Origin of the sequence: Wolbachia endosymbiont of Dirofilaria (Dirofilaria) immitis, from assembly GCF_013365455.1 — a bacterium.
Classification (GTDB): Bacteria; Pseudomonadota; Alphaproteobacteria; order Rickettsiales; family Anaplasmataceae; genus Wolbachia.
The window spans coordinates 528,071-552,535 of the sequence record NZ_CP046578.1 but is presented as its reverse complement, the minus strand read 5'-3'; the positions used below and the strand labels follow the sequence as shown (position 1 = coordinate 552,535).

Genomic DNA, 24,465 nt, shown 5'->3' with positions numbered 1-24,465 from the left:
ACTTGACAAGCCTTAGTTGCAACATATAGGGTGTTCTTGGATTTACATAACCTTTAAGAGTTTACTGTATATATGAGCATAAAGTTTAAGTTGCATGCATTAAGGTAAATTTTTACCTAATGGTGAACAGCTTTCAGTTTAAAATTGGGGAAGGAGTTGCTATATATACTAGTAAGTATAGGTTAAGTTTATATTATGGATTTGAATAAATTTACTGAAAAAGCAAAGAGTCTGATCCAAGGTGCTCAAATGAAAGCGTTGGGAGCTGGGCATCAAGTTTTTGTGCCTGAGCATTTACTAAAAGTAATGCTTGAAGATGAATCGGATTTGGTTCAGGATTTGATAGTAGCTTGTGGCGGTGATATACATGGTATCTCTGATGCTATAAATAGTGCGCTAAAAAAAATTCCAGTAGTTGAAGGTCCAGGGAGTAGTGGCCTTCAACTTTCAAGAGAAATGGCAAGAGTTTTTGAAGATTCAGTAAGTATTGCTAGGAAGAATAAAGACACATTTGTTACTGTTGAGCAATTACTGCAGAGTTTGGCTGCACAAAAGAGTGATACTGTAGGTAAGATTCTAGCAGAAAATGGTGTTACACAGCAGAGGTTGAACTCAGTTATTACAGAAATGAGGAAAGATAATAGTACAGTCCCGCTGACAGTAAGGGGAAAGTTGACTGTATCAAAGAAATATACAAAGGATGTTACGGAGCTTGCTATGCAAGGCAAGCTTGATCCTGTGATTGGTCGTGATGATGAGATTAGAAGGACTATACAGGTATCACTCAGGCGGACAAAGAATAATCCAGTGCTAATAGGTGAGCCTGGTGTTGGAAAAACTGCAATAGTGGAAGGATTAGCAAATAGAATTGTTACAAACGATGTGCCGCTTGGTTTACGTGATGCTAAGGTTTTAGCCTTAGATCTTGGCGCATTAATTGCTGGAACAAAATTTAGAGGAGAGTTTGAAGAAAGGCTAAAAGCGGTTATTAATGAGCTTGTAAAAACGGAAGAAAAAGTTATTTTGTTTATAGATGAGCTTCATACTTTGGCTGGAGCAGGAGCAACAAGTGGTGCAATGGATGCTTCAAATCTGCTGAAACCTGCTCTTGCACGTGGGGAAATTCGCTGTATAGGAGCTACAACATTAGATGAGTATCGTGAACATATAGAGAAAGATCCTGCACTTGCAAGACGTTTTCAGCCTGTGTTTATCTCTCAACCAACTGAAGCTAATACCATTTCAATACTCAGGGGTTTGAAGGAAAAATATGAGGTGCACCATGGTATAAGAATTACAGATGGTGCGATAATTGCTGCTGCAACGCTCTCCAATAGGTATATAACAGACAGATTTTTACCTGATAAGGCGATTGACTTGATTGATGAAGCAGCAAGCAGGGTGAGAATTGAAATGGATAGTAAGCCTGAAGTCATTGATGAACTTGAGAGAAAGATAATACAGCTGAGAATTGAGTCAGAAGCTTTAAAGAGAGAGCATGATGAAAATTCTAAGCAGCGTTTAAAAAAGATAAATGAAGAAATCGAAACCTTTAATAGCAAATTTGCTGATTTAAACAGCAGATGGCAGATGGAGAAGAGTAGGATAGCTAGAATACAAGAAACGGCTGGGAAATTAGATAGCGCTAGAAAAGAGTTGGAACTGGCTCAGCGCAGTGGAAATTTAGGAAGAGCAGGGGAGTTGATGTATGGTATAATTCCTCAGCTTGAAAATGAGTTAAAAAAACAGGAGAAAGTTACTGATAGTTTTCTAAAAAAAGAAGTTGCTGAAAATGATATTGCAAATATTGTTTCAAAATGGACAGGTATTCCGGTTGATAGTATGATGCACAGTGAAAAAGAAAAGCTTCTTAGCATGGAAAATGAAATAGGGAAAAGGGTGATAGGGCAGAAGGATGCGATAGAAGCAGTAAGTAATGCAGTTAGGCGCTCTCGTTCTGGTGTGCAAGATACTAATCGTCCCTTTGGTTCATTTTTATTTTTGGGTCCAACTGGAGTTGGAAAAACTGAGCTAGCAAAAGTTCTTGCTGAGTTTTTGTTTGATAACCAAGGAGCACTTTTGCGCTTTGATATGTCTGAATATATGGAAAAACATTCTGTCTCAAAGCTGATTGGTGCACCTCCAGGGTATATTGGCTATGAACAAGGAGGAAGATTGACTGAAGCAGTGAGAAGGAGACCATATCAGGTGATCTTATTTGATGAAATAGAAAAGGCAAATCCGGATATATTTAACCTATTGTTGCAGGTTTTAGATGAAGGTAGGCTGACTGATAGCCACGGTAAATTGATTGATTTTCGTAATACTATACTAATTTTAACTTCTAATCTTGGTGCTGAAATAATGCTAAAGGGAATTGCTGACTCTGTGAAAAGTGAAGTGATGCAAATAGTTAAGCTAGCATTTCGTCCAGAATTTTTAAATAGGTTAGATGAGGTTATTATATTTCACAGCTTAACTAAGGATGATATTTATAGAATAATAGATGTTCAGTTTTCTCATTTACAAAGAACGCTTGCTAAACTTAAACTAAGTATAAGTTTATCACAGGAAGCTAAAGAATTAATAGCACAAACTGGCTATGACCCTGAATATGGGGCAAGGCCTCTAAAAAGGGTAATACAGGAGTGTATTCAAAATAATCTAGCTAAGTTAGTTTTAGCAGAAGAAGTAGTAGAGGGTAGTGAGTTAATAGTATATGCCCTTAATAATGAAATCTTAATTAAAAAGGTTTAAAATTACTGTGTGTTGCGTGAAAAAATGTGTGTGAATAATAATATTGACACTGAATCTTTATTTAAGTTGATTAATCAAGGGAACAAAAAAGAAAAAGAAAAAATTAGAGAATTTGTAAAGTATTTTTATAGTTTTGTTTATAGTAGTGATTTGAAGGTTAATAATAGGTTCCTTCTGTATATTGCAGAGGATGCATACAACTTCATTCTTAAAAAGGAAAGAGAGAAAAGTAAATTAAGGGTAAGTAATGTAAATGATATACCAGGAGTAAAGGGTAATTTTACTATAGTTAAGATAACGAATGATGATATGCCTTTTCTGGTTGACTCTGTTGTTGCTGCTATTAAATCGCACGACTTGACTATATACTATTATAGTAATAGTGTAATTAATATTAAAAGAAAAAGTGGCTTGATTGATGAGATTTATGATGTAGAAGAAAATAATGGTGTAAAGGAGTCGGTGATATATGTAATTATTAAGGGTATAAGTGATAGTTTTGTTAATACTCTGAAAGAGTCTCTACGAGAAACACTGAAGGCAGTTAATTATGTTGTAAAAGATTGGCGCCTAATGCTACAAAGGCTAGACGAAATGAAGAATGGACTTTGTTCTGTTACTCAAATAACAGATGTTAAGGTCCAGGTTTCACCGTTGTATACTGCTGATCAAGTTATAGATTTTCTAATTTGGTTGAGAAATAATAATTTTATATTTTTAGGTTATCAAGAATGCATTACCGATAGAGATGGAAAACTTGTTTCTAGTGATGAGAAAAATCTTGGTTTGATGAGAGCAAGCAAAGAATATCAAGGTTCTTTAACTTCTTCTGAGGATTTGAATTTGTATATAATAAGGTCAGATCTGATCTCAATAGTTCATCGACGTACATACATGAATTGTATAGGAGTGAAAGAATTTAATGATCAGGGTAATATGGTAAAGGAGAGTCGTTTTTTTGGATTATTTACTTCTATAGCAGAAGTTCAGGATATTCGCACTATTCCAATAGTAAAGAGTAAAGTTAAAGCAATAGAGAGAAAAACAGGATTTGTGCCTGGTGGACACAATAATAAGGCTTTGGTTTCTATTTTACAAGCATTTTCTTGTGATGAATTATTTCAATCGAATGAAGACGAATTATTTAAGATTTGTACTTCAATCATGTCTCTTGCAATTAGGCCAAGAGTTAAACTCTTTTTAAGAAGAGTAGGGAATTTTATTAGTTGTATAATACTAATACCAATGCGGTATGCTAGTGCTAGATTAATGTTCAAGATACGTGATATATTAAAAAATGAGACGAATGCGGAAAGTTCAGATATTTGCAATAATCATATTATTAATGAGTATGATTTAATGAAATTGCATGTGGTTCTAAAGAATAAAAGTGTTAGTGTTCTTAATGATAAGGTTTTGTGTATTGAAAATAAGTTAAGGAATATTACAGAAAAGTGGGAGGATCGTTTTATAGATAACCTATATGGCACTTTCAGTACTGTTGAAGATATATTCATCCGTTACTGCAAAGCATTTCCAATAAGCTATCAGGAGAGTTTTGAACCTCATAGTGCATATTATGATATGAAGAAATTAGAGATGGTGAGAAGGAAAGGAACGAGTGAAGTTGATTTGAAGCTTACTCGTGATAATCTTAATTATCAATTGAAGGTTTACACTTCAAGTAACGGTGGGCTTGAATTATCGAAGATATTAAAAATTACTAAGAATTTAGGGACAAAGATCCTGTCTCATAATAGTTATTACATAGAGATTAATGGTGGGATGTGGATACACCATTTTGTGTTATCAAGGGTTGATAAATTAATAAATAACATCACTCTAAAAGAGCAGTTTGAGATGACGATTACGAAAGTATTCAATAGGGAAATCAAAAATGACTATTTTAACAGTTTGATCATTATTGCTGGCTTAGAGTGGAAAGAAGTGCTTCTAATTAGAGCATTAAGTGCTTACTTAAAGCAAATGTCATTTAACTACGATCCAGGATATATCCAAAAAGTGGTCTCAGAGTATCCAAAAGTAGTAAAGTATTTGATACAGCTGTTTCATGTGAGATTTGATCCTAACATAGATATTGATAGAGTAGAAACTACTGATATTTTCAGAGAGAAAATTGAAGAACTTCTGAGGGGAGTCAGTAATGTTTCACATGATTATGTTTTACGTTCTATATTTAACTTGATAATGTCCATTTTGAGGACTAGTTATTATCAAAATGATAAACCTTACTTATCCATGAAATTTGATTCAAATAAAATAAATGGTTTACCTAATCCGCGTCCATACTGTGAATTGTATATTTATTCAAACCTTTTTGAGGGAATTCATTTAAGAGGAGGAAAATTAGCACGTGGTGGTCTAAGATGGTCAGATAGAACAGAGGATTTTCGTACTGAAATTTTAGGGCTTATGAAAGCTCAGATGACGAAAAATGCAGTTATCGTTCCTGTTGGTGCAAAGGGTGGATTTGTAATAAAGAAAGTCTATAGAGATGAAAATACTTTAAGGGAAAAAGGTATTGAATGCTATAAGAATTTTATCAGGGGAATGCTTGATGTTACTGATAATATAGTTGATGGTGAAATAATTCCACCAAAAAATGTGATTAGATATGATGAAGATGACCCATATTTAGTAGTTGCGGCAGATAAAGGTACTGCTTCATTTTCTGATTATGCTAACCAAATAGCCTCCGAGTATAATTTTTGGCTTGGTGATGCGTTTGCATCTGGTGGATCATCTGGTTATGATCATAAAAGAATGGGTATCACAGCTAGAGGTGCGTGGATTGCAGCACAAAGACATTTTTGGAAGATTAATAAGAGTATTTATCAAAATGTGGTTGTTATTGGGATCGGGGATATGGCTGGTGATCTATTTGGGAATGGCATGCTACTTTCAAGAAATGTGCGTTTGATAGGTGCATTTAACCATATGCATATTTTTATTGATCCAAACCCTGATGCAAAAAGTAGTTTCACAGAACGTAAACGTCTTTTTGAGTTACCATTTTCAACTTGGATGGATTATAATAAAGGTTTGATTTCTCAAGGTGGAGGGGTGTTTGAGCGTAGCAGTAAACAGGTAAACGTTTCTAGAGAAATGAAAAAGTGCTTTGGTATAACAGAGGACGTGTTATCTCCAAACAGCTTGATCCGATATTTGCTAAAGGCAGAAGTAGATTTGATATGGAATGGGGGAATTGGCACCTTTGTTAAGGCAAAAAGTGAAAGTCATGATGTAGTTGGTGATAAAGCAAACGATGAGTTAAGAGTGAATGGTAGAGATATCAGGGCTTCTATGTTCATAGAGGGTGGTAATCTTGGTTGCACACAGCTTGGAAGGATAGAATATGCTAAAAGTGGTGGATATATCAATGCAGATTTTATTGATAATTCAGCAGGAGTAATATGTTCTGATCTTGAAGTTAATATCAAAATTGCATTTGTTTCAGTTATGAAAGAAGGTGGTATTTCCCTAAAAAAAAGGAATGAAATACTTTCTAGTATGATAGATGAAGTTGCATCCAAGGTGCTTGAAGACCATAACAAAGTTGAAACGAAAGCGTTGCTCCTTGAGTGCTTACAAGCTAAAGAAAGGTTGGAACAGCACCATAGATTATTGCTCAGTTTAGAAAAATCTGGATTATTGGATAGAAATGTGGAATTTCTTCCAGCTGATGAGGAAATAGCGAGAATGTTGACTGGAGCAGAAGGCTTTAACTCTCCTCAGCTTGCTATTCTTATGTCTTATGCTAGGACAGCAATAAAAAGTGAGATTATATGTTCTGAACTTCCTGAAAAGGATTCTTTATGTCGTGATTACTTACTAAATTACTTTCCACAAGAGATGGCAACAGAGTTTAGAGATTTTATATTGAAGCACCAACTGCGTAGAGAAATTGTTTCTACTTGCATTGCAAATGATATAGTGAATAGGATGGGGTGTATATTTATTAATAATTTAGTTGAAAAAACTGGAATTAAGGTGTACGAGGCAGTTAATTTGTATATTATTGTTAATCATCTATATAGTTTAAATAGCTTATGGCAGAAAATTGATGAATTAGATGGAAAGATTGATGTTAGCTCATACTTGCAAGTGGTAAGGAGCGTGCAAAAGTTTATTGGTAAGGTATCATTTTGGTTAGTAAAAAATCTAGGTAAACTTAGTTTTATAGATTTGAGTGATGTTGCAAAGTTTAAAGATGCAATTGAAACTCTAGGTCAGAACTTGACTGATGTTTTAGATGAACATCTATTGAAAGTTTATCGTCATGGGTCCGTTTCTTTAATAGAACTTAATATAGATAAAGATCTAGCGAAGAAAGTTGCTGACTTGTGCATTTTGGCTTATGCATTGGACGTTATATCTATTTCTGAGCAAACATCTTTATCTATTCTCAATGTTGGTAAAATATACTTTGAGTTAAAATCGCTACTAAGATTTGATCTGATTAGAACAATTGCTATTAAGATGAAGAGTCATTCTTCTTATTGGGATCGTAGCTTAATTAATGATCTATTGGATGATTTAAGTAATTATCATTACAAGCTAACTGTTAAAGTTATAAAATCAGCTAATGACTGTGAAAATAAGGTCCAGGCTTGGGCACGTGATGATGTAGATTACATAGAACATTACAATAGCTTCTTAAATGAAATGGTTGCTTCTAAGCTTGATTTAAGCAAATTGGTATTTATAATTAGAAGAATTAAGGTGCTCGCCTCATAAGAAAATGTTCAACATAGGCCTTCCAGAAATTTTAGTTGTAGCTCTAGTGGGTGTGATTGTTCTTGATAAAAATAAGGTGCCTGTGTTTATTAGTTTTATTAGGGATATATATAGGTATTTTGTAATCGTAAAGTCAAGAATCAGAAGCTTGTTAGAAAATGCTGGAATTGAAGATTTATGTAAGGAGCATAACCACGAGAAGGTAAATTATATAGTTGGTAAAGATGGCAAATTTTATCCTAGTTACAATATAGATAATATATCTAAAGATAATGACAGCGAAGATACTGGTAGTAGATGATGTGCTATCTAATGTTAAGCTTTTAGAAGCTCGGCTAAAAGCGGAGTACTATGCAGTTATTGTAGCTCATGATGGTAAAGAAGCTATAGACTTAGTAGCGAAACAACAGCCTGATATTATATTGCTCGATATTATGATGCCAAAAATAAATGGCTTTGAAGTCTGTAGGAGCTTAAAGAGTGATCCCTTAACAACTCATATTCCAATAATTATGGTGACTGTACTGCATGATACTTACGATAGAGTACAAGGTATTAATGCTGGTGCAGATGACTTTTTGACTAAACCGATAGATGAAACTGCTCTATCTGCACGAATTAAATCTCTTACACGCTTAAAGATGATAATAGATGAATTGCGTTTAAGAGGGGAAACTAATGCTGAAATTGGTGGGGTGGAAGGAAGTAGTATTATGGGTTATTCCAACCAGATTCTTGATGCTAACATACTTGTTATAGATGAAGATATCTTTCAGGCAGGGCGGCAGATATATAATGTACTAAAACAGCGCTTTAGGTTGATTAAAATACTAAATGACCCAATTGAAGCATTAAAGGTTGGTATTGAAGATAATTACGATTTAATTATTTCAGATATGCAATTCTCGAAAACCGATGGCCTACGTTTATGTTCTGAGTTTCGTAGTAAAGTAGAAACACGTTATACACCAATTCTGATTCTTTCTGAAGATTACGATAAAAGCAATTTAGTAAAAGCACTGGATGTTGGTGCTAACGACTACTTAACAGTGCCATTAGACGAAAGTGAGTTGATAGCAAGAGTTAATTTACAAGTGAAGCGCAAGAGGTATCAAGATGCTTTGAGAATGAACTTATTCAATAATATGGAAATGTCTATAAAGGATCCACTAACTAACTGTTATAATAGAAGATATTTTGATGCACACTTAAAAAATATTGTTAAGGACTCTATAGAGAAGAATAGGAGGCTATCTCTTATGATACTTGACATAGACTATTTTAAAGTAGTGAATGACGATTTTGGACATAGTGCTGGTGATGAGCTTTTAAAGCAAATACAGAAAAGAATTTCTGAAAATATTAGAGTAACGGATTTGTTAGCTAGGTTTGGTGGTGAGGAATTTGTTGTTGTAATGCCAGACGCTAGCATATCGGATGCTCATGCTGTTGCAGAAAGGATACGCAAAATTATTGCTATGGAACCTTTTGCATTTTCAGACAAAAACACAACTCATAATGTAACTGTAAGTATTGGAGTTACAGAAATGCAAAAATCTGATGATAATATTAAAAAATTTATAGTACGTGCTGACAGGTATTTATATAAAGCAAAGAATAGTGGTAGAAATAAGGTGATTGCTGACTAATTCCTGAATTAGATGATAGGGCTAAAGCAATGTATGTTTATAGATATGTAGCTCCTTTTTTCCTGTCATCTTAAGAGTTCCTAACACTGGGATCTAGTTTTATTTTATGATTTCTTTATATAAATTAACCTAATATATAGATTTCTTTTCACAATCAAATTAATTTTTTTAACTCTCTTTTCTAGTTTTTACATATCATATTTTAGTGCAAAGCTAGAAATAACCTTGTTTTTATGTTTTCAAGCTTATTTAACTGGATTTTTATGTAGCGTCTATATGTAAAACTTTATTGTATTTATTTATGAGTGTATAAATATAAACTTTTTATGTATAGTAAACAAACCTGCTAAACCTCAGAGCTGGCTACTTAGATGATATCATGAGAGTACTAGAATGGCACCTCACTAGCAGTGGTTGATCCTGTAATTACAGCATTTGTATAATTTTCAGTTATAGACATTGATAAATTTATTAAATAAAGGAAGGAGGTAAAAGAAATCTTATAATGACTAGCTATTCTTTCTAATCTCATATAAGCTGGTGTCTATTATTATTCTAAAACTTTATAAGCGTACTTCAGCTTGTATAAGTGGTAAAAGCTTGAAACTTTATAAGTACATTGGGTGATACATACCGCACAAAATTAAACATAAGATACCAACTACGTGATGCTTTTGTTATTCAACTTGTGCAGATTATGAAGATAACTAAATATCTTTATTGTTATGATAGAGAGGCTGGAGAAGTCTGTTAAGTAGTTTTTGATACTGTTCTTATGAATTAAGAACGTAAGCTAGTTAACTATTTAGATAGTGGGGAGTAATGCCATTGATTATATTAGTTCCATTTGTTATATATAGTGTTTCTAAATATGAAAGATAATGGATAGATATGATATAGTAGTTGTAGGTGGTGGTCCTGGTGGCTATATAGCAGCAATTAGAGCGGTACAGCTTGGGTTTAAAGCTGCAATTGTTGAAAAAGAAGAAAAATTAGGTGGCGTATGCTTAAATTGGGGATGCATACCAACTAAATCGATACTTAGGGCATCTGAAGTCTATGGACTTATAAAGAAATCGGAGAGGTTTGGTATAAAGGTAAAGGATGTGAGCTTTGATATACAATCGATAGTAAAATACTCAAAAAATATTATTGATAAATTGTCAAGTAGTCTTTCATACTTAATGAAAAAAAATGACATTAAAGTCTATCATGGTTTTGGTAAACTTGTAGGTAATTGTACTATAAGGATTTTTAGTAGCGGAAAAGAGCAAGAAATTTCTTCTAAGCATATTATTTTAGCAACAGGTGTAAGAGCACGAAATCTGCCTGGAGTGGAAGTAGATGGAGACTTGATATGGAGTGCTCGTCATGCTGTAGCTCCAGAGAAATTACCAAAATCGTTGCTAATCATAGGATCTGGTGCAATTGGGGTGGAATTTGCAAGCTTCTGTAGTACTTTGGGAGTTGATGTTTCAATTATAGAGGTAAAAGACACTATTTTGCCGTTAGAAGATAGGGATATTTCAGGATTAGCGCAAGAAATATTTATGAAACAGGGAATAAAAATATATACAAACAATAGTATAAAGACTGTAACTAAAAATAGAGGCTCTGTTAAAGTACAGCTAAGTAGTGGTAAAAGCAAGGAATTTGATAGAGTGATTGTTGCAGTTGGCGTTCAAGCAAACACTGAGAATATAGGTCTAGAGAATACAAAGATTAAATTGAGTCCTTCTGGCTTTATTGAAACGAATGAATGGTATGAAACATGTGAGCCGAATATATATGCAATAGGTGATGTAGCTGGCCCTCCATGTTTAGCACATAAAGCGAGTTATGAAGCTATGATCTGTGTTGAAAAGATTGCTGGTAAGGGTACTCATGTATTAAAAAAAGAGTGCATACCAAATTGTACTTACTCTCACCCACAAATAGCAAGTGTTGGCCTAACTGAAGAACAAGCGATTAAAGGTGGATATGATATAAAAGTAGGAAAGTTTTATTCTAACTTTAATGGTAAATCTATTGTGTTCGATGAAACTGGAGGATTAGTGAAAACGGTAATAGATAAAAAAACAGGTGAGCTACTTGGAGCTCACCTGTTAGGAGCGGAAGTAACAGAGTTGGTTAGCAATTTTGTTTTTGCAAAGCAAATAGAAGCAACAGATCTTGATATAAAATCTACAATTTTTCCTCACCCAACTGTTTCGGAAATGATACATGAATCAGTACTTGCTGCGGATAATGAGTCACTAAATAGTTGAGTTAGCGTTCCATTATTTTAAAGCTGCAAGTATCTTGAGCAGAAGTTTTATTATGTGTTTTAACCTATAACGGATTGATATCATTGTCAGGCTTCTGTTACCTTTCTTTTAGTTCTTCGGCTGCTGCTTTCACTTTAAGCTTTATCTTCGGATTTGAGATCTTTTGTATCCTTTATTACCTAAATCTTGTTGCTTAAATTAGTGTTTCCCATTTTTGTTATGTCAGCTTTTGCTGAAATATACTGACACTCAAATTAAGGAAACTTTTATCTACTTTTTAGCAGTTCCATGTGAAGCCTCTTCATTTTGGCTTCTATTTGTCTTTAGGCTTATTTTTGTTAAGTACTTTTGACTTTCTACTATAAAGCTTGATAGAATTCAATGTGCAAATTATTAAATAATAGTTAACAATCTAATACTAATTGCTATACGCAGATGGATATTATTCTCGCAACAGGCGGAACAGGTGGGCACATTTTTCCAGCTATGACCTTGGCGAAAGCACTAGAGTTGCAAGGGTACAGTTGTATATTGTTTACTAATAAAAAAATAGATAAAAATACAGATGTAGAGAGCTATACCCTACCATTATGTAAGCCAAGCAGCAGTAAATTTAAATTTTTCCTTTTGTTAACGTATAGTTTTATATTAGCATTGTGTCGAATAAAAAAATTGAAGCCAAGGCTAGTTATTGGTTTTGGCAGCTATGCTTCTTTTCCAACTCTTCTTGCGGCAAAAATTCTTTTTATACCTGTAATTTTACATGAACAAAATATAGTTTTAGGAAGGGTAAATAGATTTTTTCTTAATAGTGCAGAGCTGATTGCGACTAGCTTTCCAGAAACTAAATATGTAGAGAGCAATAGGTGTATTTTTACAGGAAATTTTGTTTATGTAAGAGCGCAGGACTATTCTTATATTCACTCTGGAAAGAGCTTGAATATATTAGTGATAGCAGCTAGTCAGGGTGCAAGTTTTTTTGATGATGTAGTAAGTGATGTGATTTGTAATTTACCTATTGAAGTGAAAAAAAAGCTTAAAGTAATACAGCAATGTACTAAGAAGAATATTAATAAGGTCAAAGGCCTGTATAAAAGTGTAAAGGTTAATAGTGAATTAAGTGAGTTTTTCAATGATATGGAGAGTAGGTTAGCAAGTGCTCATTTGGTAATTAGCAGAGCAGGGGCGACTTCAATAGCAGAAATTACTCTTGCTGGGCGTCCTGCTATATATATTCCTTATCCTTACTCAAAAGATGGTCATCAATTTTACAATGCAAAATATATTGAGAGTTTGGGAGCAGCTGTGATAATTGAGCAAAATGGTGAGACGAAAAGAAATTTGAAAGAATTACTAATTGGTTTATTAGGAAATACTCAAAAATTGAGTGATATGGCTAATAATACTAAGAAAGCAAGGGTAAAAAATGGAGTTAATGAGTTTATTAAGGTAATAGCTCAAAGATTTGGATGATGAGTGTGGCTACTTACTTTTTCTTCAAATGTATCCCATAGTTTTTTCTCTAATGCTATATTATATAGCTTATTAATGTAAACTATACCTGTAGGTGAAGTTGTATTAATTTCAAGGAGAAAATTATCTATAATGTCAATGCCAACAAATATTAATCCTCTTTTCTTTAGTTCAGGGCCGATTTTATTACAAATTTCGTTGTCTCTATCATTCATTTCAACAGGTACAAAACTTGCTCCAAGTTGCAAGTTTGTTCTTATTTCTTCACTAGCTCTTGGGATTCGTTTCATTACTCCAATTGGTTGGCCATCCAATAGTAGTGTTCTTTTATCTTTATCTGTATTTTTGCAAAATGCTTGCGCAATTACAGGGCATTCATATTTTGAAATCATGAGTTCTGCTACTACTTGAATGTTGCTTTCATCTTTTATTCTTATTACGTCGTTTCCTCCATAATTATATAATGGCTTCAGAATAATATTTTTATTATGATTGTGGTAAAAACTTCTAATCATTGATATATTCTCGGTAATTAAAGTTGGTAAAGTTAATTCTGGAAATAGTGAAGTGATTAATTTTTCAGGACAATTTCTTATCTCTGTTGGGTTATTTATTACTAAAGCATTAGTCTTTTCTAAAATATAGGTAGTTGTAATGTAACGTATATCAAAAGGTGGATTCTGTCTAATAAAAATGATTTCTATTTCATTCAAATTGATTGTTACATCTTTTCTCGAGGTAAAACTAGAATCATCAGCGCTGACTTTCTGAGCAAGAGCGACTGGCTGGTTTAAATTTAATGCTAAATTATTAGGAACATAGATGAAGATCTCGTGGTTCCTTTTTTGTGCTTCTTTTATTAATGCAAATGTAGTGTCAGTTTCAAAATTTATATTTTCATCCATTTGAAAAGCAATTCTCATTTTACATACCACCTTTAAAATAAAACTACCGTTTATAAGCTAAGTTTTCATTAGCGTCGTAGCTTACTGTGTCTATGTCGTACGTAGCTTACAACTTGCTTTACTCCTTTAACCTTTCTTGCAATTGCTATTACGGCTTTTAGTTCTGCTTTATTTTGAGCTATACCCATTAAATAAACAGCTCCATCAACAGTGTTGACGCTGTAATTAATTGATTTGATGTTTCTTTTTCCCAGGAACCTTGTTCTTATTTCTGCTGTTATCATACCATCTATAATAGTATCAAGTATAGAATTTGTTTGAATTGGTGTTACCCTTATTTCATTTATCACCTCTTTGACTTCTTTTTCTTGCCAGGCTATTCTTTCTGCTGTAAGCTGTTTTTCAGGTGTATCAACATTTCCAATGAGCAATACTCTTCCTTCACTTACTTTAACCTTTATGGATGAAAATAGTCCATGTTTTAAGAGGCTCTTATTGATTCTAATTATTATAGTTGTATCGTCAACAGTATTTCCTAAAGATTTATCTTGCATTGCTACTGCTGTTGCTGTTGTGGCTACTACGCCACTTATTATAAGAGTTGTGCACCCACTCTGTGTAATCAAGAAAGTTGCAAGTAAAAAATTTACTATCAGTCTCATTATTGATTTTCAGAATTTAGAATTTTCGTTAAAAGATATTAATAAGCTTTTCTGATTGTGTAAATGCCATAAGTTGATAAGACTTTAGATCTTGAGTATTTTGATGTTATATTTATAATATTAATTAAGTGATTTATGCTTGCTTAAGTAGATTTATAAGTAGGGTTGGTCAATATTATAAGTTGTTAACTAAATTTGTGACACTCAAATTTGATCTTCAAGCTTAATCCTATTATAGGGTGATAGAATGAGTTTATGGCAGCTACGAATTGCTGGAAAATTCTTGCGGATATGGCGGAATTGGTAGACGTGCCAGGTTTAGGTCTTGGTGAGCTTGTTCGTGGGGGTTCAAGTCCCTCTATCCGCACTTGTATAATTTAAGTTTAAGTAAAAATTTATAATCACTAGATACATTTTTGTTTGTGTAAAAAACCCTTCTTAAGGATTGTATTTAAATTAAATTCTGGTAAAATAACTTTATTAAGGTGTGTATTAAAATACTTATAAATAGATTACAATGTCTAGTAGTATACCTCAAAGTGCAGTCGAAATAGGTGTATTGGGTAGCATTTATACTTATAGGGAGTTAGGTATAGATAAACTTAAGCATGAATATGAAATCACAGTGAGTAGTGATTGCATAAGGCAGAAAATGGGTTCTAGGCTGCAAGAAATAGCGAAGAATGCAAAATTGCCTGGATTTCGTTCTGGAAAGATGCCTTATGATCTTGTTGTTACGAATTATAAAAGCGAGGCTTTAGAGTATGTGGTAAATAATGTGATTGATTATTGCTCTAGTGATCTGATAAAAAAGGTTGGAGTTAAATTTCACGTTTATCCTAAGGTTGACATTGTGTCACTGCCAAATCTGGACAAAAAGGATAAAGAGAACGATTTTATATATAGGCTATCTTTCGAATCGATGCCAGAAGTGCCAGCGATAGATCTTGACAAAATAAATTTGAAGAGAGTTGAAGCAAAAATTGAAGAGGAAGATATAAAAGAATTTATTGATTCTATGAAGGCAAAATTTCCTGATTTTGTCTCTGTTAGTGATGTTTCTTATCGAGCAAAAAATGGAGATAAACTTATAATTGACTTTAAAGGGCGAATTAGAAATAAGCTTTTTCGAGGTGGAAGTGACAAGAACTTTAATGTGATTTTAGGTTCCGGGACACTTGTTAATGGTTTTGAGGATCAATTGATTGGTATGAGAAAGGGAGAAACGAAAAACTTTAAGTTGAAGTTCCCTGAAGATTATCAGGTGATTCCTATCGCAGGACAGGAAGCTGATTTTTTTGTTCTAGTTAGTGATATTAAAATTATTCAAGGTTTTGGAAGTGATGATGAAGTAGCTAAAAGAATGGGGTTTAAAGATTATTCATTACTGAAAAATTATGCTAAAGAAATAATTGGTAATCAGTGTAAAGAAATGGGGGATATCTTGATTAAGAAGGAGTTGTTTGATTATTTAGATGCTAATTATAGCTTTGGATTACCTACAGAGGTAGTAAAACAGGAACAACAGAGAGTAGAAAAGGAATTGAATTTTAGGGATGATTCCTGTAAGGAGGCTGAAAGGCGTGTAAAGCTTGCAGTGTTATTTATGAAGTTTAGTACGGAGCATAAAATATCGTTGACTCAAAATGATATTCTAAGTGTTGTTATGAATCAGTATGTCGATAAGAGCATGCCGCTTGATAAAGTAGTGAAGCATTTTAAGTCAGATAAGCAGTTTCAAGGGTTAGTTAAAGGACAAGCTCTTGAGCATAAAGTTACAGGTTATATAATGGAAAAGGTTAATAAGGAAGAGCAAGTTGTTTCTGTGAAAGAGTTAAAGGAGTTATTTTATAATATTTAATAGGAAGGGTATGACTCTTATACCGATTGTAATTGAGCAAACTAGTCGTGGCGAGCGTGCTTATGATATATATTCAAGATTAGTAAAAGAGAGGATAATTTTTGTCACTGGACCTATTGAAGATAGCATGGCTAGTGTAATAGTGGCACAGCTTTTATTTTTAGAGTCAGAAAACCCTGACAAAGATATTTATATGTATATTAACTCGCCAGGTGGTATTGTGACTGCTGGTCTGTCGATCTATGATACGATGCAGTATATAAAGCCGGATGTTTCAACTTTGTGTATAGGTCAAGCTGCATCTATGGGTTCTCTGTTGCTTGCAGCTGGTACAAAGGGCAAGCGTTATTCTTTGCCTCATTCAAGAATTATGATACATCAGCCATCTGGTGGTTATCAAGGTCAGGCAACTGATATAGAGATACATGCTAATGAGATTTTGCGAGTTAAGAAGAAGCTAAATCAGATCTATGAGAAGCATACTGGAAATTCACTAAAGAAAATTGAAGAAATGATGGAGAGGGATAAATTCATGGATTCTGAGGAAGCTAAGAAAATTGGCTTAGTTGATAGAGTGATGGCTGAGCGTGAAGATGTTAAAATTAAGTAGAGGGTAAATTAATGGGTAACAATAATGATTTACACCGTTGTTCTTTTTGTAATAAAGCACAAAATGAAGTAGATAAATTGATCACTAATTCTTCAGATGGTTTAAAGGTGTTTATTTGTAATGAGTGCATAGAGTTATCTCATAGGGCAATAAGTCAAAAGAAAGGAGGGCCTTTCAATTCAGATTATATGTCTGATGTGAAGTTATTATTGAAGAAGCCTGAAGACATAAAAAATTTTCTTAGCAAACATGTTGTAGGTCAAAAGCATGCACAACATGTTTTGTCTGTGGCTATGTATAATCATTGTCAATCCATGGCACAAGTTCACTCTATAAGTGATGTTGAGATTGAAAAATCAAATGTAATGCTCATTGGTCCCACTGGTTCTGGCAAAACTTTGTTAGCTAAAACACTTGCTAAAGTCTCAGATGTGCCATTCGCTATGGCTGACGCGACAACTTTAACGGAAGCAGGTTATGTAGGTGATGATGTAGAAAGTGTGTTGTCGCGTCTATTGCAAGCTGCAAATTATGATGTTACAAAAGCACAGCGTGGTATAGTATTTATAGATGAGATAGATAAAATTACGAGGAAATCTGAGAGCACTTCAATAACGCGTGACGTTTCAGGTGAAGGAGTGCAGCAAGCTCTGCTTAAGATTATGGAAGGTACAGTTGCTTATGTTCCACCGCATGGAGGACGTAAACATCCGCAGCAAGAACTTATACAAGTGGATACTAATAATATATTATTTATTTGTGGAGGAGCTTTTGAAGGTCTAGATAAGATCATTGAAGCAAGGAAAAGAGGAACATCGGTTGGCTTTGGAGCGGATATTAGTCATTCTAGGGAGCAAAGGAAAAAGAATGTTCTACATGATGTTCAACCAGAAGATTTGATTAGATTTGGTTTAATACCAGAATTTGTAGGGCGGGTTCAAATAACTGCTGTTTTAGATGAGTTAGATCATGAAGATTTAGTACATGTATTAATAGAGCCAAGAAATGCATTAATAAAACAGTACAAGGCATTACTTGCGTTTAGCAAAGTGAACCTTGAGTTTACAGATGAAGCAATATCAGCAATAGCTGAAAAGGCTATGAGTTATAAAACAGGTGCAAGAATGTTGCGTGCTATTTTAGAGTCACTTTTGCTTGATATTATGTATACAGCTGGAAATGGAGGTTTTGAAGGTAGTACAATAGTAATCACTAAGGAAATGGTAGAGGTAGGAAAAGCAGTGATTAGTTGTAATAACAAAGACACTGTTATCACAGTTAATGATTGATTTAAGATATATATTATGAGCGTTGAATGTGCTATAGACTCTAGTTTTGTTACATTGCCAGTATTGCCTTTAAGGGATGTAGTAGTTTTCCCAAGTATGGTCGTTCCTTTGTTTATAGGTAGGGAAAGGTCTATCAATGCATTAGAGCGTGCAATTGATGATAGCAGTTGTCAAAATGAGATTTTCCTTGTAACACAACGAGATGGTTCTGTTGATAACCCGGAGCCACAAGACCTTTATGAGGTAGGTGTGCTGGCAAATATTGTACAATCATTAATAAGATTACCTGATAATGCAGTAAAGGTTGTAGTTCAAGGAGTAAACAGGGGAAGAGTTTTAGAATATATTAGCTCTCATACTTTATTACAGGCTAAAGTAGAGTTGAGTAATTATTATGAGCATGAAGATGATGAAGATAATGTTGATCTAGAGGCTTTGAGACGTTCTGTTATAAGTGCATTTGATAGCTGGTGTAAACTGAACAAGAAGAATCATCCTGAAATTATTATCAACCCCATTGAACAAATCAAGAAGCTTGATCAGCTTGTAGATACAATAATTTCGTGCCTAAATGTAAAGGCCTCAGATAAACAAAGCATACTTGAAACTTATAACCCAGTAGAGCGTTTAAGAAAAACTTTTACTTTTATTGAAAGAGAGATAAGCATTTTAGATGCACAAAACCGTTTGTGTAAAACAATTAAATCGCAAGTTGAGAGCACTCAGAAAGCTTACTATCTTAATGAACAGTTGAAAGCTATTCAGAAAGAATTAGGCGAATTTGAAAATGGAGAAGAAGGAAGTACAGTAAATGAATTTGAGAAAAAAATAAATGAAACGAAGCTTTCTCAGGAAGCAAAAGAAAAAGCTGTAACTGAGTTGAAGAGATATAGGAAAATGAATCCAGTTTCTCCTGAAGCTACAGTTATATCTAATTATCTGTATTGGTTGCTTGATCTGCCGTGGGGAAAGTATAAGGATACAAAAATTAACTTAAATACAGCAAAGAAAATCTTAGATAAGAATCATTATGGAATAGGGAAAGTAAAAGATAGGATAGTAGAATTTTTAGCAGTATTGAAAAGAGTAAAAGAGATAAAAGGTCCTATACTTTGCTTAGTTGGGCCACCTGGTGTTGGTAAAACTTCCTTAGCTAAATCTATAGCAAAAGCAGTAGGTAGAGACTTTGTCCGTATTGCTCTTGGTGGTATACGTGATGAATCTGAGATACGTGGTCATAGAAAGACTTATATTGGTTCAATGCCTGGTAAGATTATTCAACACATGAAAAAAGCTAATTCGTGTAATCCGCTCTTTTTGCTTGATGAGATAGATAAGATGGGTTCTGATTCGCGTGATGATCCTGCGTCTGCATTGCTTGAGGTTTTGGATACAGAACATAATATGCACTTTACAGATCATTATTTAGAGGTTGAGTTTGATCTTTCAAGTGTAATGTTTGTAGCTACAGCGAATAGCTTAAATTTGCCGTATCCTTTGCTTGATAGGATGGAGATTATACAATTGTCTGGTTACACTGAAGATGAGAAGGTTAATATTGCTAGGTATTATCTAATTCCTAAGTTGAAAAAGGAGCATGGTTTACGTCAGAAGGAATGGAGTATAGATGATGATGCATTATATGAGTTAATACGCTTATACACACGTGAAAGTGGTGTGCGTAGTATGGAAAGGGAGCTTGCAAAACTTATGAGGAAGGCAGTCAAAAAAATATTGATTGATAAAAGTAAGAAAATATCTGTAGGGGTTGATAATTTACAAGATTATTTAGGTGTACGTAAATATACTTTTGGTATTGCAGAAAATGAGAGTTTAGTGGGGGTGGTAACTGGACTTGCTTATACTGAAACAGGTGGTGACATTTTAATGATAGAGTCAGTTCTGATTCCCGGTAAGGGGGAAATAAAATACACTGGGAAACTTGGAGAGGTGATGCAAGAATCTATAAAAGCTGCATATAGTTATGTTCGATCGAATTGTCTATTTTTTGGTATAGAGCCTGAAAGGTTTCAAAGTAATGATATACATTTACATATACCTGAAGGTGCTGTACCAAAAGATGGGCCTTCTGCTGGTAGTGCAGTATGTACGTCTATTGTTTCTCTTATGACAAGTATACCAGTTGACAAAAGTGTTGCTATGACAGGTGAAGTGACATTACGCGGTAGAGTTTTGGCTATTGGAGGTTTAAGGGAAAAGTTACTTGCAGCACTTAGAGGATTAATTAAGACTGTAGTTATACCTAGCGAAAATGAGAAAGATATACAAGAAATTCCAGCAAAGATTAAGGAAAAGGTTAACATAGTTCTTGTCAAGAATATTGATGAGGTGATAAAGGTTGCTTTGATACGACCCACTATTCAAATCGAAGGTAATACCGGGAATAACACACCATCTTCTTCTGTAGAAAATAGAGGCGGTAGCTTTCCTGAGTTAAAAACACTAAAGCATCAGACCTTTTTATGGCTTTAGTAGTGCAATAATAAGTTTCAAATAGCTATGAAACAGAATGAAAACTGCTTACCAAATTTTTGCTATCCTTCTTATTATGATAATGATAAGTATTCAATTATCTTTAATTTTGTGTAGATTAAGCGATAAAAGTATTACATAATTGATATTCTATGTTTAATTTTTGTATTGTATGTACCTTATATCTTTACGACATTTCCTGGTTTGTTTATATAAGCTGAAATGAATTTGTAAAGCGTTAAGATAGTAGTTACAAAATTAGGGAGAGATGTTACAAGGCCTCTTTTACCTTCTTTTTTATTGGTGAATTTCATAAATGTTTATGACTAAAGGTTAGTTGTATTAGAGAACACTGAATCATGGTTATTAAATGCGAGAAAGCTATACGATAGTGTAATGTTTCAAGGACTTCATTTGGTATCCAGCTTTCTAAAGTAGTTCTGCGGAACGTAATTGATAGTAAATTGAAAAGTGCCTTTTAAGTGAGTAAAATAAGTTGTGTATTTTTTTATTAATTAGCACACTAAAGGTATGCAAAAATTTCATATACCTGTTTATTTTGCACTGGTTCCTATAATTGGTATGTTGTTCTTAGTGTACCATATGATTTTCCCGTGCTTAATATCTGTTATTGTCGCATATTCATTTAATCCGCTAGTGGTAAAGTTTGAAAAGCATAAAATACCACGCCTATATTCTGTTATTTTTATAATATTTGTGCTACTGTTGGCTCTTGTATTGGTTATTATGTTTGTTTTACCTATCATATATGTTCAAATTACTTCGGTGTTAAATTTTTTAATTAGTCAAGCACCTTCATTAAACCTTAAAGCTATCCCATCTGTGTTAGAGTTTCTTAATATAAAAGTAGGAGATGGTTTATTTGATCTTTTATCCGAAAATCTAGCAAAAAATTGTGGTAATTATATGTCTTATTCTATAAATGCTTTTGGTATTGTAGTTAATTTTATTGTTCAGGCGTTGAGTTCGAGCTTTGGCTTAATTCATGCATTATCATTGGTAGTAGTTATTCCAACAATGTTTTTCTATATGTTGCGTGATTGGCCTCTGATTATAGTAAAGATTAGTGAATTAGTTCCTGTTCTTTATAAAGAAAAAGTTACAGATTTTTTTTTAAAAGTGGATTTTATTATATTTAATTACCTAAAAGGACAGGCAAATATATGTGTTATTATGGTAGCCTTTTATTCTATAGGTCTTAGTGTAATTGGGTTAAAACATCCTATTGCTATTGGAATTTTAGCAGGAACGCTAACGTTTATACCTTATATAGGGCCATTAATATATACTACTGTTGGTTTTTTCAGTGCTATTGCTCAGTTCAGCTGGTGGTTCAAGAGTGCTGCTGTTTTATTATTGTTTAGTGTTGGACAGTTAATAGATGCGAACATACTAGTTCCTTTGTTAATAGGGAAAAAAGTTCATATGCACCCGGGTGTAGTTATTCTTGGAATAACTACGTGCGCTTCATATTTTGGACTGATAGGTATATTATTTTTTATTCCAATAATAGCGATTTTTAATGTATCAATAAAGTATGTAGTAGATGTATATCTGCAAAGTGAGTTTTATAAGGGTAGCTAGCAGATTTTTTGTATAACTAGTCTATATTGATAATGAAGAGGTGGATAATAAAATATCCTGTGTATACTAGAAGAATAAGTGAATTTTGATATAAACTCACTGTCAGGGATATAGGATGTTTAATGTACAGTTAAATTTATTCAACAATAATCAAGCTGATTATAGTAGGCAAAATTTTATTATTTTATGTGAAAATAAGCACGTATACAGTTCAGTAATTGATGATCTATTTTGGAAATGTCTGATTCTTTTTGGTCCTCGAGGTTCTGGTAAGACTCACCTTGCTCACATCTGGCGATCAGTAAACAATGCGATTTTTATTAATGTGAATAATTTTGTCAGTAAGATGAAATATAGTGATGCTTTTGTTTTAGAGGATATACAAAATGTTCAAGATCAAGTGATGTTATTACATTGTTACAACTATATGAAGGAAAATAACAAAAGGCTACTTATTACTTCTTCAGCTTCGCCAAAAAGACTTAATTTAAGGTTAAAAGATTTAAGTTCTCGTGTACTATCAACTACCAGTGTTAAAATTCCGCCTGCAAGCGAAGAGTTATTACGAATTATGCTGATAAAACGATTTTCAGATAAACAACTTAGGGTTAATTTGAGGGTGATTGATTATATTTTAGCAAGGATAGAACGTTCTTTTTGCAGTGTTAATAAAATTATGGAGAAAATAGATAATGAATCCATGGGATCAAATATTACTATTCCCTTTATTAGTACTTTACTAAAAAAGAGTGGTTGTTATATATATTAGGGATTTATTAGTATCTGTGGTCTAGCAAATGATCTACCGCTTAATTACTCTGGTGCTATAAAACTACTGTAGGTATAATTGGATGTGGCTAAGGGTAATGTATTGCAGTAGTTTGTAGATATTTTCTATAGGTTTGATATTATAATTTAACTATGGTAAAAGTAAGGTCAAATCTAAAAAAGAAATTAAGACGCAGGCTTATTGTACTTATAATATTGGTGAATGCTTTGTTTATCTCATATTTTTTGATAAAAAATATGAGTAACGTTTCTAATCAAACTGTAGTTAAAGAAATAAATATAGGAGTTAGTGGTGGAGAGTGAACAATTGCAAGATAAAAAAGAAAATCTTTATATAACCTATTATATAGATGTTTTAGTATCAGAGAGGTCTGCTACGCAAAATACTTTAGAAAGTTATCGTTCGGATTTACTTCAGCTTGAGGATTTTTTATTGAGAGGTGGTACTACTTTAATTAATGCAAGTAAAGCTAATATTAAAGATTATGTGAAGTCTCTAAGCATGCAAAAGAAATATAAAGGTAGTTCTATATCAAGAAAGATATCTGCTGTGAAAAATTTTTATAAGTGCTTATTTAATGATGGAATAATAGATTTTAATCCAGCTCCAGCTAATGATGATGAATTAAAAAGTCCGAGAGTTTCTCGTCCTCTACCAAAGTGTTTAAGTGTTGGAGAAATGCTTTTGCTGATGAATACAGTCAGAAAATCAGTAAGCGGATCGAATAAAGAGATAAGCAATAAGAGACTATGTGCCATTTTAGATATCCTTTACTCTTCTGGTATGCGTATTACTGAACTGATTAATATGAAGTTATGTGAGGTATTACATTTAGTAAATAGTAATGACAGAGAATGTTTTATAATTATAAAAGGGAAAAGTGGTAAAGAAAGGCAAATCCTTTTTAATGAACAAGCACTAAAAAGCCTTAAAAATTATTTATCAGTTCGTTGTAACCTAATACCTGGAGATAAGGAGTCTGATTGGTTATTTCCAGGTAGTAAACCTAATAAGCCAATTACAAGACAGAGAATCGGTCAATTAATTAAGGAATTAGCAAAAAAGTGTAATATTGATGAAAGTAAAATCTCTCCGCATGTAATTAGGCATTCTTTTGCTACTCATTTACTGGATAGTGGAGCAAGTATTGTACTGATACAAAGAATTCTTGGTCATACTAACCTTTCTACAACTCAAATATATACTCATGTTACTAACAAAGAATTGAAAGGTAAATTAGCTGACTTACACCCTATTACTCAGGTGATTAATAGTTAAACTTATTGTTTAAAGTTTGTAGTAGAGTTAAACTTAAATAAATTCATCTAGATTTGGTAGCTTTGAAT

General features: G+C 33.2%; 16 protein-coding genes and 1 tRNA gene. 15 read left to right on the top strand and 2 right to left on the bottom strand.

The features are described 5' to 3' along the window. Nucleotides 1-195 precede the first annotated feature (195 nt). The 6 genes from clpB (at nucleotide 196) to GOY12_RS02160 (ending at nucleotide 12,904) form a co-directional block, all read left to right on the top strand. Nucleotides 196-2,757, top strand: coding sequence for an ATP-dependent chaperone ClpB (gene clpB / locus GOY12_RS02185; protein WP_175818436.1), 2,562 nt, complete (start codon nucleotides 196-198; stop codon nucleotides 2,755-2,757). 24 nt (nucleotides 2,758-2,781) lie between these two features. Continuing rightward, nucleotides 2,782-7,515, top strand: a complete 4,734-nt coding sequence (locus tag GOY12_RS02180) for an NAD-glutamate dehydrogenase (RefSeq protein WP_175818706.1) — start codon at nucleotides 2,782-2,784, stop codon at nucleotides 7,513-7,515. A 4-nt stretch (nucleotides 7,516-7,519) separates the two neighbouring features. After that, nucleotides 7,520-7,816, top strand: a complete 297-nt coding sequence (tatB, locus tag GOY12_RS02175; protein WP_175818435.1) for a Sec-independent protein translocase subunit TatB — start codon at nucleotides 7,520-7,522, stop codon at nucleotides 7,814-7,816. Further along, complete coding sequence (locus GOY12_RS02170) at nucleotides 7,788-9,164, top strand: PleD family two-component system response regulator (RefSeq protein WP_175818434.1); 1,377 nt, start codon at nucleotides 7,788-7,790, stop codon at nucleotides 9,162-9,164. Before tatB ends, GOY12_RS02170 begins: the two co-directional genes overlap by 29 nt. An 881-nt stretch (nucleotides 9,165-10,045) precedes the next feature. Further along, nucleotides 10,046-11,431 carry a dihydrolipoyl dehydrogenase gene (gene lpdA / locus GOY12_RS02165; protein ID WP_175818433.1) on the top strand — a complete coding sequence of 462 codons (1,386 nt, stop codon included), beginning with the start codon at nucleotides 10,046-10,048 and terminating at the stop codon, nucleotides 11,429-11,431. A 435-nt stretch (nucleotides 11,432-11,866) separates the two neighbouring features. Further along, the gene (locus GOY12_RS02160) at nucleotides 11,867-12,904 is read left to right on the top strand and encodes a UDP-N-acetylglucosamine--N-acetylmuramyl-(pentapeptide) pyrophosphoryl-undecaprenol N-acetylglucosamine transferase (protein WP_175818432.1); all 1,038 of its coding nucleotides are present in this window, start codon (nucleotides 11,867-11,869) and stop codon (nucleotides 12,902-12,904) included. Here the strand turns inward: GOY12_RS02160 and gshB are convergent. Continuing rightward, a complete protein-coding gene (gene gshB / locus GOY12_RS02155; RefSeq protein WP_175818431.1) occupies nucleotides 12,889-13,827 on the bottom strand; it encodes a glutathione synthase in 939 nt (312 codons plus the stop codon). The two genes, GOY12_RS02160 and gshB, sit on opposite strands and share 16 nt — an antisense overlap. A gap of 50 nt (nucleotides 13,828-13,877) precedes the next feature. Further along, nucleotides 13,878-14,471, bottom strand: coding sequence for a BON domain-containing protein (locus GOY12_RS02150; protein WP_175818430.1), 594 nt, complete (start codon nucleotides 14,469-14,471; stop codon nucleotides 13,878-13,880). Between the two features lie 285 nt (nucleotides 14,472-14,756). Here GOY12_RS02150 and GOY12_RS02145 point away from each other — a divergent pair. From GOY12_RS02145 to GOY12_RS02105, 9 genes are all read left to right on the top strand, one after another. Continuing rightward, nucleotides 14,757-14,838: transfer RNA gene (locus tag GOY12_RS02145), tRNA-Leu, on the top strand. Nucleotides 14,839-14,988: 150 nt separating this feature from the next. Then, on the top strand, nucleotides 14,989-16,332 hold the full coding sequence (gene tig / locus GOY12_RS02140) for a trigger factor (RefSeq protein ID WP_175818429.1): 1,344 nt from the start codon (nucleotides 14,989-14,991) through the stop codon (nucleotides 16,330-16,332). Between the two features lie 10 nt (nucleotides 16,333-16,342). Further along, nucleotides 16,343-16,942 carry an ATP-dependent Clp endopeptidase proteolytic subunit ClpP gene (clpP, locus tag GOY12_RS02135; protein ID WP_175818428.1) on the top strand — a complete coding sequence of 200 codons (600 nt, stop codon included), beginning with the start codon at nucleotides 16,343-16,345 and terminating at the stop codon, nucleotides 16,940-16,942. An 11-nt stretch (nucleotides 16,943-16,953) separates the two neighbouring features. Beyond that, nucleotides 16,954-18,231, top strand: a complete 1,278-nt coding sequence (gene clpX, locus GOY12_RS02130) for an ATP-dependent Clp protease ATP-binding subunit ClpX (protein WP_175818427.1) — start codon at nucleotides 16,954-16,956, stop codon at nucleotides 18,229-18,231. A gap of 15 nt (nucleotides 18,232-18,246) precedes the next feature. After that, nucleotides 18,247-20,724 (top strand): endopeptidase La, encoded by a 2,478-nt coding sequence (gene lon / locus GOY12_RS02125; RefSeq protein ID WP_175818426.1) that lies wholly within the window; start codon nucleotides 18,247-18,249, stop codon nucleotides 20,722-20,724. A 531-nt stretch (nucleotides 20,725-21,255) separates the two neighbouring features. Further along, nucleotides 21,256-22,329 (top strand): AI-2E family transporter, encoded by a 1,074-nt coding sequence (locus GOY12_RS02120; RefSeq protein WP_175818425.1) that lies wholly within the window; start codon nucleotides 21,256-21,258, stop codon nucleotides 22,327-22,329. Between the two features lie 115 nt (nucleotides 22,330-22,444). Beyond that, nucleotides 22,445-23,098 (top strand): DnaA ATPase domain-containing protein, encoded by a 654-nt coding sequence (locus GOY12_RS02115; RefSeq protein ID WP_175818424.1) that lies wholly within the window; start codon nucleotides 22,445-22,447, stop codon nucleotides 23,096-23,098. A 152-nt stretch (nucleotides 23,099-23,250) separates the two neighbouring features. Further along, nucleotides 23,251-23,421, top strand: coding sequence for a hypothetical protein (locus GOY12_RS02110; RefSeq protein WP_175818423.1), 171 nt, complete (start codon nucleotides 23,251-23,253; stop codon nucleotides 23,419-23,421). Continuing rightward, the gene (locus GOY12_RS02105; protein WP_175818422.1) at nucleotides 23,411-24,397 is read left to right on the top strand and encodes a tyrosine-type recombinase/integrase; all 987 of its coding nucleotides are present in this window, start codon (nucleotides 23,411-23,413) and stop codon (nucleotides 24,395-24,397) included. Before GOY12_RS02110 ends, GOY12_RS02105 begins: the two co-directional genes overlap by 11 nt. The last annotated feature ends 68 nt before the right edge of the window (nucleotides 24,398-24,465 follow it).

Excerpts from the sequence above, each read along its gene's own strand:
- clpB (WP_175818436.1), top strand. The coding sequence starts at position 196 with ATGGATTTGAATAAATTTACTGAAAAAGCAAAGAGTCTGATCCAAGGT.
- GOY12_RS02180 (WP_175818706.1), top strand. The coding sequence starts at position 2,782 with ATGTGTGTGAATAATAATATTGACACTGAATCTTTATTTAAGTTGATT.
- tatB (WP_175818435.1), top strand. The coding sequence starts at position 7,520 with ATGTTCAACATAGGCCTTCCAGAAATTTTAGTTGTAGCTCTAGTGGGT.
- GOY12_RS02170 (WP_175818434.1), top strand. The coding sequence starts at position 7,788 with ATGACAGCGAAGATACTGGTAGTAGATGATGTGCTATCTAATGTTAAG.
- lpdA (WP_175818433.1), top strand. The coding sequence starts at position 10,046 with ATGGATAGATATGATATAGTAGTTGTAGGTGGTGGTCCTGGTGGCTAT.
- GOY12_RS02160 (WP_175818432.1), top strand. The coding sequence starts at position 11,867 with ATGGATATTATTCTCGCAACAGGCGGAACAGGTGGGCACATTTTTCCA.
- gshB (WP_175818431.1), bottom strand. The coding sequence starts at position 13,827 with ATGAGAATTGCTTTTCAAATGGATGAAAATATAAATTTTGAAACTGAC.
- GOY12_RS02150 (WP_175818430.1), bottom strand. The coding sequence starts at position 14,471 with ATGAGACTGATAGTAAATTTTTTACTTGCAACTTTCTTGATTACACAG.
- tig (WP_175818429.1), top strand. The coding sequence starts at position 14,989 with ATGTCTAGTAGTATACCTCAAAGTGCAGTCGAAATAGGTGTATTGGGT.
- clpP (WP_175818428.1), top strand. The coding sequence starts at position 16,343 with ATGACTCTTATACCGATTGTAATTGAGCAAACTAGTCGTGGCGAGCGT.
- clpX (WP_175818427.1), top strand. The coding sequence starts at position 16,954 with ATGGGTAACAATAATGATTTACACCGTTGTTCTTTTTGTAATAAAGCA.
- lon (WP_175818426.1), top strand. The coding sequence starts at position 18,247 with ATGAGCGTTGAATGTGCTATAGACTCTAGTTTTGTTACATTGCCAGTA.
- GOY12_RS02120 (WP_175818425.1), top strand. The coding sequence starts at position 21,256 with ATGCAAAAATTTCATATACCTGTTTATTTTGCACTGGTTCCTATAATT.
- GOY12_RS02115 (WP_175818424.1), top strand. The coding sequence starts at position 22,445 with ATGTTTAATGTACAGTTAAATTTATTCAACAATAATCAAGCTGATTAT.
- GOY12_RS02110 (WP_175818423.1), top strand. The coding sequence starts at position 23,251 with ATGGTAAAAGTAAGGTCAAATCTAAAAAAGAAATTAAGACGCAGGCTT.